Below are 15,872 nucleotides of genomic sequence, written 5' to 3'. Positions count from 1 at the left end.
GGGACACATTGATCACCGCCCAGCCTCGTCTGGTCGTGAGCGCGCCGTCATCCGGCCACGGCAAGACGGCGATAGCCGTCGGTCTGCTCGCGGCGATGGCGGCACGGGGGCTCTCGACGGCCGGCTTCAAGGTCGGTCCGGATCACACCGACGCGGCGTACCTCGGGCTCGCCGCCGGCCGCCCCGGTCGCAACCTGGACCCGCGGCTGGTCGGCGCGCAGCGCGTCGCACCGCTGTTCGGGCACGGGGCGTCCGGCGCGCAGCTCTCGGTGATCGAGGGCGCGATGGGCCTGTTCGACAGCCTCACCGGCCAGCCGGAGATCGACGGCACCGCCGCGGTCGCCGCGGCGCTGCGCGCACCGGTGGCGCTGGTCGTGGATGTGGCCGCGATGGGTCATTCGCTCGCCGCGCTCGTGCACGGTTTCCGGATGTTCGACGAGATGGTGCACCTGGGCGGGGTGATCCTGAACCGGGTGGCCTCGCCGCGTCACGAGCAGATGCTCCGTAGCGCCCTGGACGACATCGGCATGCCGGTGCTCGGCGCGCTGCGCCGCGGTGACCTGCCCAACGTGCTGCCGTCGCGGGCGCACGGCCTGGTGCCGGTCGCGCACCGGACGGTCGAGGCCGGTCGCGCGGTGCGCCGGCTGGGTGAGGCGGTCGCCCAGGCGCTCGACCTGGACCGGCTGATGGCACTGGCGAACTCGGCGCCGCCGCTGCCGGGCCCGCTCTGGACCCCGTCCGAGGCGGCCGGTGAGCCGGTCGAGTCCCGGGTGGTGGTCGCGCTCGCCGGTGGCCCGGGCGCCCCTTATACATACGTCGAGACCGCCGAACTGCTGACCGCCGCCGGTGCCGAGGTCGTGATCGTCGACCCGCTCCGCGACGAGTCGCTGCCGCCCGGCACGCGGGCGTTGATCGTGGGTTCCGGCCTTCCCGAGGGGTACGCCGAGGAGCTCTCCGCCAACCACCGGCTCTGCGCCGAGGTCGCGCGGTTCGCCCGGGACGGCTGGCCGGTGATCGCCGAAGGAGTGGCCCTGCCGTGGCTGGGCCGCGAGCTGGACGGCCGGCCGATGTGCGGGGTCCTGGACATCAGCGGGGCCACCGGGGAGCAGACCGTCGCCGGTTACCGCGAGGCGACGGCGCCGGGCAGCTCGGTGCTGGCCCCGGCCGGCGCCCGGATCACCGGCTACAAGCAGCACCGGGCGGTGGTGTCACCGCGCGCCGGCACCGCCCCCGCGTGGACCTGGTCGGGCGGCAACCCGGAGGGCTTCGTCTGGCGCCAGGTGCACGCGTCCCAGCTCGGCCTGCACTGGGCCGCCGCCCCGGAGATCGCGAAGCGCCTGGTCGCGGCCGCCGTCGCCGGTCCTTCGATGCCGTCCACCCTCACCCCGCCGATGCCCGTCCCGCAGATGTCGGGTGGGCCGGCTCAGCCGGCGCCGTCGGGCGTGCCCGGCCCGGCGCAGGGGATTCCCGGGCCGTCCGGTCCCGTTCCGGTCCCCGTGGGCGTGCCGGGCAACGGTCCGGTCCCGGAGTCCGACCCGACCCCGACCACCGGCCCGGTCCCCGGGATGGTCCCGTTCGACGGCTCCGTGGAGGGCGGTTCGCCCGCACACGGCCCGGTGCACGGCATGCCCGCGGCCGCCGGCCCGATGTTCGGCATGCCCCCGGCGGCCGGCCCGGTGCTGGGCGCGCCACTTGCGGGTTCCGGTATGGCCCCGGTAAACGGCCAGGGTCCCGGTATGGCGCCGACGAATGGCCCCGGCGCCGGGATGGCCCCGTCGAACGGTCCCGGAGTGTTCTCTCCGAACGGTCCGATCTCTCCGCGGCCGGGCTCGGGCACCCCCAACAGCGGCCCGGTCCACGGGACGCACAACCCCGGCCCGTCGCACGGCCCGGGGGACGTCTCGGACATCCATCCGACCTCGGACCTCCCGATCCCGTCCTGACCTGCCTGTCGGAGTGCCCCGTCCATTCCCGAGACTGACCGAATTCGGCGGGACTGGTGATCGCGGCGTCCCGGGTTGCCGGCGGTGCCGGGGGAGGGCGGGCCGGTGGCGCGGAGCGGCCGCGCCACGACGGCCGCCGGAAGCCGCCCAACGTGCCAAAACGGCGTTCCGAGGTCCGGATAACGTCGTACCCCCCTCGTACCGTGGGGGCACGACAACCGAAGGAGGACGACCGTGGCCGCTCGTCTGCCGCTGGATCTGGACCCGCCGGTTCGTCAGCTCAGGGCACTGCTGCTAGGGGTCGACGACCGAGACCTGACCGCTCCGACCCCCTGCCCGGGCTGGTCCGTCGCGACCCTTCTCGATCACCTCATCAGCCTGGCCGAGGCGTTCACCCGGGCCGCGCGCAAGGGGGCCGACACAGCCGGTGGCGGGGCGCCACCGCAGCCGTCCGCCGCCCACCTGCCGCAGCACTGGCGGAGCCGTCTGCCGGTTCTGCTGGAGGAGCTCGCCACCGCCTGGCAGGAGCCGGCCGCCTGGCGGGGCGCGGCCCGGGCCGGCGGGATCACCATGCCGGCCCGCGAGCTGGGCGCGGTGGCGGCGAACGAGCTGGTCATGCACGGCTGGGACCTGGCCCGCGCCACCGGCCAGGACTTCGCCGCCGATCCGCGCGTCCTGGCCACCCTGATCGAGTTCCTCTCGGCGGGCCCGCCCGAGGGCACTCCGGGCCTTCTCGGCCCGCGCGTGCCGATCGACCCGGAGGAGGAGGCTCTGCCCCGGGCGCTCGGTCTGGCCGGCCGCGACCCCGCCTGGCGACCACCCCGCATCCGCGACGTCCCGTCGGCTCGCCTGCACCGCGAGCACCCGCCCGCCGCCCGCTCTGCCTGATCAGGTTCGGACACGACAGCGCCGCGAGTCTGCTGCGCGGGCTACCGGCGGACGGTCCGCCTCATCCGACCTTGAAGCGGTGGAAACCACCGAACAACGTCGTGACGAGGACGCTTCGGCCATCGGGTGCGAACGCCAGGCCGGTCGCACCGATGCCGAGCTCGCGGGCGGGACCACCGGCGACCGGCTGTAGCACCACCTTCGGTCACGTTCTTCGTTCTGCGGGTTAGGTCTGGGCGATTCCGGTCAGCTGAAGATACTGAGGGATATCAAGACCGCGGTCACCGTCGTTACCAGACGAGCTTGTCGGACGGTGGGGTGAACTTGAGCTCGGGCTGGCCCTCGAGCGCGTCCCGCAGCGTCTGGGCCACTGTGTACTTCGAGATCGTCGAGCGGCCGTTCCCGACGTAATGCTTCGGGTTGTCCGGGTCGGCGACGAAGGCCGACGCCGCCAGTTGCGGGGTGAACCCGCTGAACCAGGCCGTCCGGTTGTTGTCCGTGGTCCCGCTCTTACCGGCCACCGGCCGCCCCACGACGCCGTACACCATCTCCGATGTTCCCCACCCGCCGCAGCCGCCGCGCGCCGAGCCGTAGCCGGTGACGCAGCGGGCCGCGTCCGTCGCGGCGCGGGCGACCTCCGGGCTGAACACCCGGTGGCAGCGCGGCGCGGCGACGAACCTGCCCCGGTACATCGCGTTCTTGCCGGTGGAGTCGCGGATCGACAGGACGGGCAGCGCCTCGCAGTAGGTGCCTTCCGCGGCCACCGTGGCGAACACGTTGGCGATCTCCACCGGGGTCGCGTCGCTGACGCCGAGGGTGAACGCGCCCCAACCGGCGGCGTTCGCCGGCCGGGCCAGCTCCTTGTCGATCGGGGTTCGCCATTTCAGCCCGAGCTTCTCGGCCATGGCGACCGCCTTCTCCGCGCCGACCCGCTGTTCGAGCTGCACGAAGTAGGTGTTGACCGATTTGCCGAACCCGCTCCACATGGACTGCTGCCCGGTCATCGATTTGCTGGAGTTCTTCGGGCACCAGTGTTTTCCGCAGGTCGCCGGCCCGGGCTCGGTGATGTATTTCGAGACGAACCGTTCGGGGGCGTAGTACGACGTGCGTAGCGGCAGCCCGGCGTCGAGCGCGGCCAGGAGCGTGAAGATCTTGAAGGTGGAGCCGGCCTGGTAACCGGCCATGTCACCGCCGCCGAGCAGCGGGTTCACCGTGTTCGGGTAGTTCCCGCGGATGTCGTCGCGCTGGGACCGGTCGCTGTGCTTGCCGTTGTGCTCCTGGTGCAGGGAGTACGTCCGGTTCACCGCCATGCTGAGGACCCGTCCGGTGCCGGGCTGGATCACCACCTCGCCGTGGGCGAACGGGCTGTCCTTGCTCTCCTTGTCGAGCACGTGCTCGACCGCGGACGCCTGGATCGCCGGATCGATCGAGGTGATCACCCGATAGCCGCCGCGGCGCAGATTCTCCTCACGCTCCAGCGCGCTCTCGCCGAAGGCCGGCTGCTCCCGCCACCAGTTCTTCAGGTAGTCGCAGAAGAAGCCCCAGTCGTTGTGCTCCGCCGGGACGGAGACGCAGTCGTTCGGCGGTGTGCTCAGCTTCAGCCTGATCCGGGCCTTCTTGGCGCTCGCCGCCTGCGCCGGGGTGATCGAGCCCATCTTCAGCATCTGGTCGATCACATAGTTGCGCCGTTGCAGCGCGGCATCCTGATCGGTGGTCGCCGGGTCGTACGCGGACGGCGCCTTGACCAGCCCGGCCAGCAGGGCGGCCTCGGTGAGGGTGAGGTTCTTCGGAGCCTTGGAGAAGAACACCCCGGCGGCGGCGTGGATGCCGTAGGCCCGGTGTCCGAAATAGGCGGCGTTCAGGTACCGCTCGAGGATCTCCTGTTTGCTGAGCCGGTGTTCGACCTCGATGGCCAGCCGCATCTCGCGCAGTTTCCGCGTGGCGGTCTGCTCGGTGGCCTCCAGCGCCTCTCTGGGGGTCTTCGCGCTGTCCCGCAGCGCCATCCGGACGTACTGCATGGTCAGCGTCGAGGCGCCCTGGGAGACCCCGCCGGCCTGCTGGTTGGCGACGAAGGCGCGGGCCACCCCCTTCGCGTCGACGCCGTGATGCTCGTAGAAGCGGGTGTCCTCGGAGGCCACGATGGCCTGGGTGATGTACGGCGACATGTCCTTGAGCGCGACCTGCCGCCGGTACTCCTCGTAGAACATCGTCAGCAGCGTCTTGCCGTCCTTGGCGTAGACGTAGGTGGTCTGCGCCGCCGGCGCCTCGGTGAGCTGTTCCGGCATTCGCTCGAGGGCGTCGGCGCCGGCCTTCACACCCATCCCGGCCAGGGCCGTGAAGGGATAGAAGAGCCCGGCGGCGACCAGGCCCGCGATGAGTCCGGCACGGATCAAGAGGGCGACTCGTCCGGCTACGGTGGGGCGTCGGTCAGTCACTCCTCGAAGGTATGACAAATGCCCTCATGTTCCCCGCGAATCAGCAAGAGAACGGGCGTCGGGCATGCTGGGGCCCATGACGTTCGACCTTGATCATCACGGCGACGCCGAGGTGGGGACGGGCCTGATCGATCTCGCGGTCAACGTGCGGCACCAGGTCATGCCCGCCTGGCTGGCGGAACCGATCGCGGACTCGCTGACCCGGCTCTCCGCGTACCCCGACGCCACGGCCGCGACGGCGGCGGTGGCCGCCCGGCATCGCCGCGATCCGGGTGAGGTGCTGCTGACAGCGGGCGCCGCGCAGGCGTTCGTGCTGCTCGCCCAGGCGTTGCGTACCGCGCGCCGGCCGGTGGTGGTGCATCCGCAGTTCACCGAGCCGGAGGCGGCGCTGAAGAACGCGGGGCACACGGTGGAGCGGGTGCTGCTGCACGAGCGGGACGGCTTCCGGCTGGATCCGGCGCTGGTGCCGGACGACGCCGACCTGGTCTTCGTCGGCAACCCCACCAATCCGACCTCGGTCCTGCATCCGGCGCGGGACGTGGCGCGACTGGCCCGGCCGGGCCGGGTGCTGGTGGTCGACGAGGCGTTCGCGGACACGACGTACCGGGAGGGTTGTCCGGGTGAGCCGGAGTCCCTGGCCGAGCGCCGTGACCTGCCCGGCCTGGTGGTGCTGCGCAGCCTGACCAAGACCTGGGGCCTGGCCGGCCTGCGGATCGGCTACCTGCTCGGACCCGCCGATCTGGTGCCGCGGCTGGCGGCGGCGCAGCCGCTCTGGGCGGTCTCGACGCCGGCGCTGGCGGCGGCGATCGCTTGCGCGTCGCCGGTCGCGGTCGCCGCCGAACGCGAGATCGCGGTGACGCTCGCCGCCGAGCGAGCCCATCTGGTGGAACAGTTGCGGCACGTGCCGAGCATCACGATTCCCGGCGATCCGGCGTCCGCTTTTGTTCCGGTACGCCTTTCCGGAGCCGATCAGATCCGCGTCGAGCTGCGCAAACGCGGCTACGCGGTACGTCGTGGCGACACCTTTCCGGGCCTGGGCCCAGACTGGCTCCGGATAGCGGTGCGCGACACTGCCACCACGGACCGATTCGTGCAGACTCTGCGAGAAGTGATCGAGGAGCGACCGTGACCCTGGAGAACACCCTGGCCGCCATCCGGCCAGCCGATGAACAGGCCATGGCCGCGGCGCGCGAGCTGCAGGCCCGGCTCACCAAACCGGCCGGCTCTCTGGGCAGCCTGGAGGAGTTGTCGGTGCGCCTGGCCGGCCTGGCCGGGGTCTGCCCGCCGCCGCTGCCGACCCCGGCCACCGTCGCGGTCTTCGCCGGCGACCACGGGGTGCACGCCCAGGGCGTCACCCCGTGGCCGCAGGAGGTCACCGCCCAGATGGTGGCGAACTTCGTGGCCGGCGGTGCGGTGGTGAACGCGTTCGCCCGGCAGGCCGGCGTGGACGTGATGGTGATCGACGCCGGGGTGGCGATCCCGCTGCACGGCGGGCCGAACCTGCTGGACGCGAACATCCGCCGGGGCACCCGGGACATGACCGTCGAGCCGGCGCTGACCCGCGAGGAGGCCCTGGCCGCCGTCGAGGTCGGCATCGCGGTCGCCGGCCAGCTCGTCACGGCTGGTGCGAAATGCCTGCTCACCGGTGACATGGGGATCGCCAACACGACACCGGCCGCGGCCCTGATCGCGGTCTTCACCGGCGCCGATCCGGCCACCGTGACCGGGCGCGGCACCGGCATCGACGACGCCATGCTGGCCCACAAGAGCGAGGTGATCGCGGCCGCGATCGCCCGGCACTCCCCGGACGCCGCCGACCCGCTGGGTGTGCTCGCGTCGGTGGGTGGCCTGGAGCACGCCGCGCTGGCCGGCTTCATCCTGGGTGCGGCCGCCAACCGGGTCCCGGTGATCGTGGACGGCGTGATCGCCGCGTCGGCCGCGCTGGCCGCCGCCGCGTTCGCCCCGGAGGCGGTCGCCGCGATGGTCGCCGGGCACCGTTCGGCCGAGCCGGGCGCCACCGTCGCGCTCGCTCACCTCGGCCTGGAACCGCTGCTGGACCTCGGGATGCGGCTCGGCGAGGGCAGCGGTGCGGTGCTGGCGCTGCCGATCGTCTCGGCTGCCGTGCGGGTGCTGCACGAGGTCGCGACGTTCGACAGCGCGGGAGTGTCCGAGAAATGAGCCTCTACCCCTTGGCCCTGCGTCTGACGGGCCGCCGGGTGCTGGTGGTCGGCGGCGGCACGGTGGCCACCCGGCGAGTGCCGGCGCTGATCGCGGCCGGCGCCCGGGTCGAGATCGTCGCGCCGGAGCTGACCCCCGCGCTGCGAGCCCACGTCGACGCCGGCCGGGCGACCTGGACGCCGCGGCGCTTCGCGCCCGGCGACGTCGCGGGCGCCTGGCTGGTGCATGTCGCGATCGATGATCCGGAGGCGGCGGCGCAGGTCAGCACCGCGGCCGAGGAGCACAACACCTTCTGCGTACGGGCGGACGACCGGGACGCCGCGACCGCGTGGACACCGGCGGTGACCCGGCACGGCCAGGTGACGGTCGCTGTGACGGACGGTGGTGACCGCCGGCGCGCGATGGCGGTCCGTGACCTGGTCGCGCACGCGCTGGAGGCGACGCCCCCGGCCGCGCCCGAGCTGAAGGGCGTCGCGCTGGTCGGCGCCGGTCCCGGCGACCCGGAGCTGATCACGGTGAAGGGCCGCCGACTGCTGGCCGCCGCCGATGTGGTGGTCGCCGACCGTCTGATCCCCGGCCTGCTCCTGGGTGAGCTGCGGCCGGAGGTCGAGCTGATCGACGCCGCGAAGATTCCGTACGGGCCGTCCGCCGCCCAGGAGGAGATCAACCGGATCCTGGTCGACCGCGCCCGGCAGGGAAAGTTCGTGGTCCGGCTCAAGGGCGGCGACAACTTCGTCTTCGGCCGTGGCGGTGAGGAGGCCCTCGCCTGCGCGGAGGCCGGTGTTCCGGTGCTGGTGGTGCCGGGGGTGACCAGTTCGATCGCGGCGCCCGCGCTGGCCGGTGTCCCGGTCACGCACCGCGGGGTGGCGCACGAGTTCACCGTGGTCTCCGGGCACATCCCGCCGGACCACGCGGACTCGCTGGTCGACTGGCCGGCGCTGGCCCGGCTGCGCGGCACCCTGGTGGTGATGATGGGGCTGAAGAACCTGTCGAAGATCGCCGAGCGGCTGATCGCGGAGGGTCGGGACGCGGCGACGCCGGTCGCGGTGATCCAGGAGGGCTCGACCGCGCACCAGCGGTCGCTGCGCAGCACCCTGGGCGCGGTGGCCGATCAGGTCGTGGCGGCCGGGATCCGCCCACCGGCCGTGGTGGTGATCGGCGACGTGGTCGGGGCGACCGAGTCGTTCACCCCGGCGGCCGGCTGATCGCCGGCGGGCGCTCATTGTTCGTACCCACGCTTTCGGCGCCGGACCTGGAGCGGTCCGGCGCCGAAAAGCGTGGTTCTAGCCCTCCGCGGCGTTCTCGGCTTCGTCGGCGTCGAGTTCGGCCAGGAACGTGCGCGCCCACCGGGCCACGTCGTGGGTGCGCAGGTGGCGCTGCATCACCCGGATGCGCCGCTTGAGCTCGGCGGGTTCGGTGTTGATCGCGCGCATCAACGCGTCCTTGACACCGTCCGGGTCGTGCGGGTTGCACAGGAAGGCCTGGCGCAGCTCCGTGGCGGCACCGGCGAACTCGCTGAGCACCAGCGCGCCCCCGGTGTCGCCGCGGCAGGCGATGTACTCCTTGGCGACGAGGTTCATCCCGTCCCGCAGCGGCGTCACCATCATCACGTCGGCCGCCGCATACATCGCGGCCAGCTCCTGCTTGCTGACCGACTGGTGCAGGTAGTGCACGGCCGGCGTGCCGACCTTGCCGAACTCGCCGTTGATCCGGCCGACCTCGCGCTCCACCTTGACACGCAGCGCCTGGTAGTGCTCGACCCGCTCCCGGCTGGGCGTGGCGACCTGCACCATCACCGCGTCGCCGACGTTCAGCCGCTCGTCGGCCAGCAGCTCGCGGAACGCCTTGAGGCGCAGCTCGATGCCCTTGGTGTAGTCCAGCCGGTCGACGCCGAGGATGACGGTCTTCGGATCGCCCAGCTCGGCGCGGATCTGTTTGGCCCGGGCCTGCACCGCCGGGTCGGCGGCGAGCCGTTCCATGTCCCTGGTGTCGATGCTGATCGGGAACGCGCCGGCCTTCACCTTGCGCCCGTCCACCTGAATGGACTGGCCCTCGTAGCGCAGGCCGAGCAGGTGCCGGGCCAGCCGGACGAAGTTCTGCGCGGCCAGTCGCTGCTGGAAGCCGACCAGGTCGGCGCCGAGCAGGCCGCGTAGCACCTCGGCCCGGAACGGCATCTGCATGAACAGTTCGATCGGGGGGAACGGGATGTGCAGGAAGAAGCCGATCCGCAGGTCGGAGCGCATCTCCCGGAGCATCGCCGGGACCAGCTGGAGCTGGTAGTCCTGCACCCAGACGGTGGCGCCCTCGGCGGCCACGTCCGCCGCGGCTTCGGCGAATCGCTGGTTGACCGCGCGATAGGAGTCGCGCCAACGCCGTTTGTAGACGGGGGTTTCCACGGCGTCGTGGTAGAGCGGCCAGATCGTCGCGTTCGACTGGCCCTCGTAATAGCGTTCGAGTTCGTCGGCGCTCAATGGCACCGGGTGGATGTGGATACCGTCCAGTTCGAAGGGTTCGGGAGCCGGGCCATCCCCGCCCGACCAACCGATCCAGGTGCCGCGGTGCTCGGTCAGTACCGGATGCAACGCCGTGACCAGGCCACCTGGGCTGGGCCGCCACTGCCGTTCCCCGTCGGGCGTGATGATCTCGTCCACGGGTAAGCGGTTGGCGACGACGACGAAGGAACTTCGTTGGGCCACGCTGAGTACACCTCCGGGTGGTTTCTGTTCCCGAGGCGAGCCTACTGTGCGTAGCCAGCTCGGGTCGTACCCCACTCTGGTCGTGCGATTTTGACCGGGGGTGCCATCCTGTGCCGGTGACGCCCCTCGATGATCATTCCCAGCAACGGCGCCAGATCTTCTTTCCTGTGGTGATCGCCACTGTGTTGCTCACGATCATCAGCATGATCGGGGGGTATCTGCTGAGCGAGCGGCGGCGCACCCTGCCCAAGCCCACGTCCACCTCAACCACCTCCGTTTCCACTTCCACCTCAACCACCGCGTCCGCGGAGTCGTCCAGCACGTCGGTGGGGTTGCCCACCGATGGTCCCTGCCCGGCGCATACCCAGGACGAGGCGAAAGCTGCGGGCGCCGATGGTGAGGTTTCCAAAGTCTTCAAGGCCGTCACCGACAAATCGGTGGTTTGGATCTGTCAGGACGAGGCGGGGCGGCTCTTCTACCACGGCAACAAGGGCGGCGAGGGCGCGGAGTGGGTGGAGGGTGTCACGGCGCTCTTTCTCACGGATGTGGAGAAGTTGTCGGACGGCGGGTTCCGGGCTGTCGCAAATTCGGACAACACGGTCTTCCTGGTGAATCGTGAGCGGCTCGTGATCCGCAAGTCGAGCGGCAAGGAGGAGGTGCAGGAGGTGGTCGGAAACTGACCCGCCGGGGTTGGCGTGCAGCGGGGCCGCGGGACCTGGAAAGATTGTCCTTTGATCCCGGCACCGAAAATCCACGATCTCGGAGGTAGGGCACACCGTGGCCCAGTTCATCTACGTCCTGGAAAAGGCGCGCAAGGCGCACGGCGACAAGGTCGTGCTCGACAACGTGACGCTGAACTTCCTGCCAGGCGTCAAGATCGGAGTCGTCGGACCGAACGGCGCCGGTAAATCCAGCCTGCTGAAGATCATGGCTGGAATCGACCAGGTCAGCAATGGCGACGCCCGGCTGATGCCGGGTTACACCGTCGGCATGCTCGCCCAGGAACCGCCGCTGAACGAAACGAAGACCGTCCTCGGCAACATCGAGGAAGCGGTCGCGGCGACCAAGGCCAAGCTGGAGCGGTTCAACAAGATCGCCGAGCAGATGGCCACCGACTACACCGACGAGCTGATGGAGGAGATGGGACGGCTCCAGGAGGAGCTCGACCACTCCAACGCGTGGGACGTCGACTCGCAGCTCGAGCTCGCGATGGACGCGCTGCGCTGCCCGCCGCCGGACGCCGACGTCACCCAGCTCTCCGGTGGTGAGCGCCGCCGGGTCGCGCTCTGCAAGCTGCTGCTCGAGGCGCCCGACCTGCTGCTGCTCGACGAGCCGACCAACCACCTGGACGCGGAGAGCGTCAACTGGCTGGAGCAGCACCTGTCGAAGTACGCCGGCACGGTCATCGCGATCACCCACGACCGGTACTTCCTGGATAACGTCGCCACCTGGATCCTCGAGCTGGACCGCGGCCGCGCGTACCCGTACGAGGGCAACTACTCGACGTACCTGGACAAGAAGGCGGCCCGCCTGGCCGTGCAGGGCCGCAAGGACCAGAAGTTGCAGAAGCGCCTCACCGAGGAGCTCGAGTGGGTCCGGTCCAACGCGAAGGCCCGACAGACCAAGAGCAAGGCCCGCCTCGAGCGGTACGAGGAGATGGCCAACGAGGCCGAGAAGACCCGGAAGCTGGACTTCGAGGAGATCCAGATTCCGCCGGGCCCCCGCCTGGGCAACACCGTTATCGAGTCCAAGGACCTGGTCAAGGGCTTCGACGAGCGTGTGCTCATCGACAACCTGTCGTTCTCGCTGCCGCGCAACGGCATCGTCGGCATCATCGGTCCGAACGGGGTCGGCAAGACCACCCTGTTCAAGACCATCGTCGGGCTGGAGCAGCCGGACTCCGGTTCGGTCCGGGTCGGCGAGACGGTCAAGCTGTCCTACGTCGATCAGGGCCGGTCCGGGCTGGACGGCAGCAAGACGGTGTGGGAGGTCGTCTCCGACGGGCTCGACCACATGATGGTCGGCAAGGTCGAGATGCCGTCCCGGGCATACGTCGCAGCCTTCGGCTTCAAGGGCCCGGACCAGCAGAAGCCGGTCAAGGTCCTCTCCGGTGGTGAGCGCAACCGGCTGAACCTGGCGATGACGCTGAAGATCGGCGGCAACGTGATCCTGCTCGACGAGCCGACCAACGACCTGGACGTCGAGACGCTCTCCAGCCTGGAGAACGCGCTGCTGGAGTTCCCCGGCTGCGCCGTCGTCATCTCCCACGACCGGATGTTCCTGGACCGCGTCACCACCCACATGCTCGCGTGGGAGGGCACCGACGAGGACCCGGACAAGTGGTTCTGGTTCGAGGGCAACTTCGAGGCGTACGAGAAGAACAAGATCGAGCGGCTGGGCGCGGATGCGGCTCGCCCGCATCGGGTCACCTACCGCAAGCTCACCCGTGACTGAGCGGTTCATCTACGACGTGTCCGTACGCTGGTCCGACATGGACGCGTACGGGCACGTCAACAACGCGCGCTTCCTCACCCTCTACGAGGAGGCGCGCGTTGCGATGTTCTTCATCGGTGCCCGCGAACGTGGCCTGGGCTCGTTCGAGGAGGGCATCGTGATCGCCCGCCACGAGATCGACTACCTGCGTCCGGTCGATTTCGGTGAGCCGGTGCGCATCGAGATGTGGATCTCCGAGCTGCGGACGGCGGCGTTCACCGTCTCCTACGAGCTCTTCGACGACGGTGTGCTGGCGAGCCGGGCGAAGTCGGTGTGTGTGCCGTACAACCTGGCCGCCGGGCATCCGCGGCGGCTCACTCCGGAGGAGCGGGACTTCCTGAAGCCGTACGCCGGAGTGGCCTGATGTCGTCGCACGGTCTGCTCGGCGTTCCGGACGCCGGAGCGTTCTTGGCCCGGCTGACCCGACTGGACCCGGCGGCGCCGGTCCGGCTCCGCTCGGTCGGCGGCCGGACGGCGCTCTGGGCCCACCTGCCCTGGGACGTGCTGGTAACCCGGGAGGTGGCGGGCCCGGGGCCCGGCGACGCCACGGTCTCCGCCGCGGAGCTGCTCGCCGCGCTGGCGGCCGGCACCGAGGCGCTGCCCGAGCGGCGGGACACCCGGTGGCGCTGGCCGTTGCCGCCGGCCGCCAGCACGGCCGTCGAGTCGGTCTCCGCCGAGGAACTGATCCGGCTGGCCGCGGCCGCCGCCGGCACGCTCCGGGAGATCACCACGGGTGGGGTCGCCGGCCGCGCGGTCGGGCAGCGGGTGGTCCGCGACGCCCTTCTCGATCACGTCGCGCTGGTCGTCACGCCGGAGTCCGGCGACCCGGTTGAGGTCTCCCAGCGCCTCGTGCAGGCGGTCGCCCGAATGGGTTTTCTCGGGCCCGGGGGAGTAGAACCGGTGGAGGCGAGAGTCCGGACGACCGGTAGCTGGGTGGGAATTTCGGCACCATATGGAGTCGCGTGGCGACAGAGCGCCCACAAATTGACCGTTATGCCGATGACGTCTCACCCGAAAGGGTGAGGCCGTATCGTTCTTATGGTCCCGCCCTCCCGTTGGGGGGATGACCTTTAGGAAACGGTTGGGTACCGTCGGCCCTCGGATCTACTGCAACGTCCGGCAGCGGGTCTGTTGGGGAGCGAGGTGCACACGATGCCGTGGTGGACATGGCGGCCAGGAACGGCCGCGGGTGCCGAGACGGAAGCCGGTGGCGAGATTGCGGTGCAGAGCACCGTTCGCGTCGGTGTCCCGGCCCAGCGCGAGCCGGTCCGGACCGGGGCTCCATCCGAACTGACATCCACGACCGGATCCTCCGATGTGATCGAGCAGGTGTCGCTGGCGCGCATCGGCAAGGCCCTCGACCTGCTCGACATCCGATTCCTCGCCGACGGCAGCGGCAGCCTGCTGGCGATGTGGGAGCGGCACGCCGTGCTGTTCACCCTCGAGGGCCCGGACGACGAGATCCTGGTGATGCGGGCGCGTCCGCACGCGACGGTCCCGCCGGACTGGGCCGACCGGGCTTACCGCGTGGTCAACGAATGGAACCACACCCGCCGCTTCTGCAAGGCCTACGTGGGCGACCCCACCGAGCGCGGCCAGCTCCCGATCTACGCCGAACTCCAGGTCCCCCTCGCCGCCGGCACCCACGACACTCTCCTCGTCGAACTCCTCGACTGCGGCGCCGCCGTCGCCACCTCTTTCGTCGACTGGCTCCACGACGAAGGCGCCCTCCTCTAACCCCCTTCCACCTCACGGATGCCGTGAACCCCCGTCATCCATAAAAGCCCGCACCCCCGCAATTTGCCGCCGATGACTTAGGCCCGTTTTTGCCACCCACGCGCTCTTTGTGGGTGGCAAAAACGGGCCTAAGTCATCGGTTACCAGGCAAATTGCCGCGAAGCGAAGCGAAGCCAAGCTAACTCAGCCAAGCTAGCCGAGCGGAAACATGCCGATGCGGCCGTGATACTCCCTGCCTAGTTCGTCCGTGTCGGAGCCGACCAGCAACCCTTCCGGCACCGCTAGGAACGCCCGAACCCCCACCCCTCTGGCCCGTGTCGGGTTCCACGACAGCGCCTTACCGGTGGCCGGGTCGACCGCCCCGATCCCCGGCCGCGACACCGCCCCCGGCCCCGGACCGTCCCCGTCGGTGCCGAGCGGGTTGTCGAAGTACCGCTGGTGCCCGCCCAAATACACGGCCGGCCCGGTGACGGCGACCGCGTAGAGCGAGTCCCCGCCGGTCCGCTGCACCCAGGTCGGCTCCTGCTCACCGACCGCGTCGGTCTCGAACCGCGCCGCCGAGTCGCACAGCTTGTGCACCGAGGAGGCGCGTCCGGTCGCCGCGACCACGAAGTACGACCCGTCCGGGGCGAACTTGACCTGCCGCAGGTAGGTGTCGAAGCCTTTCATGCATTCCGGCTCGTACGCCTTCGTGTACCACCCGGTGAGCTGTGCCGTCGGGCCGCCGACGTCGAACTCGGCGATCTGGATCCGCTCGGAGCTGCCGGCTTTGAGGAACGCGCCGACCGCGACCAGTCGCCGCCCGTCCGCGGTCACGTCGAAGTGCTCCACCCGGGTGCGGCTCAGCCCTGGCCCGGCCAGTTTCGCGTCGAAGCCCTGGTCGACGGTGCCGGACTCGGCGTACAGCCGGGCCAGGCCGACCCGTTCGACGCCGTTGATCGCGGAGAACGTGCCGGCGACGTAGAGGTGCCCGAGACGGTTGGTCAGGGACCGCACGTCACCCCAGTTGATCTTTGCCTGGAACGAGGTGACCCGGTTGCCGCTGCCCAGCCAGAGCCGGGTCAGTCCGCGCTGCGCGACGCCGTTCACCTTCTTGAACGCGCCGCCGACGTAGACGGTCCCGCCGGTGCCGGGCGCGAGTGAGTAGATCGCGCCGTCGACTTCTGGCGCGAAGGAGCGGATCGCGCCGTCGTACAGGCCGAACGCGAAGATGTTCTTGCGATCGAGGGTGACCCGCCGGCTGCTGTCCTGGACCTTGGTGAAGGCGCCACCGACGATTACCGTGTCGCCGACCAACGCGAGGGCCCAGACGGTGCCGTCCATAACGTGCGGGGTCCAGTCCACCGGGTTGTCGGAGACGATCCCGTACTGCGGGATGTCGGCGACCGCGGGTGGGGTGGAGCCGGCCAGCACGGTGAGGAAGGCGGTGGCGACGGCCAGTAGGCGACGACGCATGGGCAGCTCCTCGATCGTGGATACAATCCGATCAACGAGCCACCGGC

14 protein-coding genes are annotated in these 15,872 nt (G+C 70.6%); 10 read left to right on the top strand and 4 right to left on the bottom strand.

Translation table 11 applies throughout. The features are described 5' to 3' along the window. The first annotated feature begins 35 nt into the window (after positions 1-35). Positions 36-1,943: a cobyrinic acid a,c-diamide synthase CobB gene (locus CHC09_RS23460; RefSeq protein ID WP_239138467.1), complete on the top strand. Its 1,908-nt coding sequence runs from the start codon at positions 36-38 to the stop codon at positions 1,941-1,943. Positions 1,944-2,177: 234 nt separating this feature from the next. After that, complete coding sequence (locus CHC09_RS23455; RefSeq protein ID WP_089295338.1) at positions 2,178-2,831, top strand: TIGR03086 family metal-binding protein; 654 nt, start codon at positions 2,178-2,180, stop codon at positions 2,829-2,831. Positions 2,832-2,892: 61 nt separating this feature from the next. Here CHC09_RS23455 and CHC09_RS46505 read toward each other — a convergent pair whose 3' ends face one another. After that, on the bottom strand, positions 2,893-3,030 hold the full coding sequence (locus tag CHC09_RS46505; protein WP_179277243.1) for a hypothetical protein: 138 nt from the start codon (positions 3,028-3,030) through the stop codon (positions 2,893-2,895). Between the two features lie 91 nt (positions 3,031-3,121). After that, positions 3,122-5,266, bottom strand: coding sequence for a transglycosylase domain-containing protein (locus tag CHC09_RS23450; protein ID WP_089295337.1), 2,145 nt, complete (start codon positions 5,264-5,266; stop codon positions 3,122-3,124). A gap of 76 nt (positions 5,267-5,342) precedes the next feature. Between CHC09_RS23450 and cobC the strand changes: the two genes are divergently transcribed. The 3 genes from cobC to cobA are packed head-to-tail and all read left to right on the top strand — an operon-like array spanning position 5,343 to position 8,649. Then, positions 5,343-6,395 (top strand): Rv2231c family histidinol phosphate aminotransferase CobC, encoded by a 1,053-nt coding sequence (cobC, locus tag CHC09_RS23445; RefSeq protein WP_239138466.1) that lies wholly within the window; start codon positions 5,343-5,345, stop codon positions 6,393-6,395. Further along, on the top strand, positions 6,392-7,444 hold the full coding sequence (gene cobT, locus CHC09_RS23440) for a nicotinate-nucleotide--dimethylbenzimidazole phosphoribosyltransferase (RefSeq protein WP_089295335.1): 1,053 nt from the start codon (positions 6,392-6,394) through the stop codon (positions 7,442-7,444). Before cobC ends, cobT begins: the two co-directional genes overlap by 4 nt. Beyond that, positions 7,441-8,649, top strand: a complete 1,209-nt coding sequence (gene cobA / locus CHC09_RS23435) for a uroporphyrinogen-III C-methyltransferase (protein ID WP_089295334.1) — start codon at positions 7,441-7,443, stop codon at positions 8,647-8,649. Before cobT ends, cobA begins: the two co-directional genes overlap by 4 nt. A 78-nt stretch (positions 8,650-8,727) precedes the next feature. On the opposite strand, the gene CHC09_RS23430 is transcribed toward cobA, so the two are convergent. Continuing rightward, entirely contained in the window at positions 8,728-10,140 is a 1,413-nt protein-coding gene (locus CHC09_RS23430; protein ID WP_089295333.1) for an alpha,alpha-trehalose-phosphate synthase (UDP-forming), read from the bottom strand. Positions 10,141-10,256: 116 nt separating this feature from the next. On the opposite strand from CHC09_RS23430, the gene CHC09_RS23425 reads away from it, so the two are divergent. The 5 genes from CHC09_RS23425 (at position 10,257) to CHC09_RS23405 (ending at position 14,370) form a co-directional block, all read left to right on the top strand. Beyond that, on the top strand, positions 10,257-10,820 hold the full coding sequence (locus CHC09_RS23425; protein WP_239138465.1) for a hypothetical protein: 564 nt from the start codon (positions 10,257-10,259) through the stop codon (positions 10,818-10,820). 97 nt (positions 10,821-10,917) lie between these two features. After that, positions 10,918-12,594, top strand: coding sequence for an energy-dependent translational throttle protein EttA (gene ettA / locus CHC09_RS23420; RefSeq protein WP_089295331.1), 1,677 nt, complete (start codon positions 10,918-10,920; stop codon positions 12,592-12,594). After that, positions 12,587-12,997, top strand: a complete 411-nt coding sequence (locus CHC09_RS23415) for an acyl-CoA thioesterase (protein ID WP_089295330.1) — start codon at positions 12,587-12,589, stop codon at positions 12,995-12,997. Before ettA ends, CHC09_RS23415 begins: the two co-directional genes overlap by 8 nt. Continuing rightward, positions 12,997-13,656 (top strand): DUF8185 domain-containing protein, encoded by a 660-nt coding sequence (locus CHC09_RS23410; protein WP_089295329.1) that lies wholly within the window; start codon positions 12,997-12,999, stop codon positions 13,654-13,656. Before CHC09_RS23415 ends, CHC09_RS23410 begins: the two co-directional genes overlap by 1 nt. Positions 13,657-13,785: 129 nt before the next feature. Next, on the top strand, positions 13,786-14,370 hold the full coding sequence (locus CHC09_RS23405) for a type III secretion system chaperone family protein (RefSeq protein WP_089295546.1): 585 nt from the start codon (positions 13,786-13,788) through the stop codon (positions 14,368-14,370). A 192-nt stretch (positions 14,371-14,562) separates the two neighbouring features. Here CHC09_RS23405 and CHC09_RS23400 read toward each other — a convergent pair whose 3' ends face one another. Beyond that, positions 14,563-15,825 carry a delta-60 repeat domain-containing protein gene (locus CHC09_RS23400; RefSeq protein ID WP_089295328.1) on the bottom strand — a complete coding sequence of 421 codons (1,263 nt, stop codon included), beginning with the start codon at positions 15,823-15,825 and terminating at the stop codon, positions 14,563-14,565. Positions 15,826-15,872: the final 47 nt, after the last annotated feature.

The sequence above is a fragment of the Actinoplanes regularis genome (assembly GCF_900188005.1).
Classification (GTDB): domain Bacteria; phylum Actinomycetota; class Actinomycetes; order Mycobacteriales; family Micromonosporaceae; genus Actinoplanes; species Actinoplanes regularis.
This window is presented reverse-complemented; position numbering and strand designations above follow the sequence as displayed.

Coding starts and splice junctions, on each gene's coding strand:
- cobC (WP_239138466.1), top strand. CDS start 5,343: ATGACGTTCGACCTTGATCATCACGGCGACGCCGAGGTGGGGACGGGC.
- cobA (WP_089295334.1), top strand. CDS start 7,441: ATGAGCCTCTACCCCTTGGCCCTGCGTCTGACGGGCCGCCGGGTGCTG.
- CHC09_RS23410 (WP_089295329.1), top strand. CDS start 12,997: ATGTCGTCGCACGGTCTGCTCGGCGTTCCGGACGCCGGAGCGTTCTTG.
- CHC09_RS23405 (WP_089295546.1), top strand. CDS start 13,786: ATGCCGTGGTGGACATGGCGGCCAGGAACGGCCGCGGGTGCCGAGACG.
- CHC09_RS23400 (WP_089295328.1), bottom strand. CDS start 15,825: ATGCGTCGTCGCCTACTGGCCGTCGCCACCGCCTTCCTCACCGTGCTG.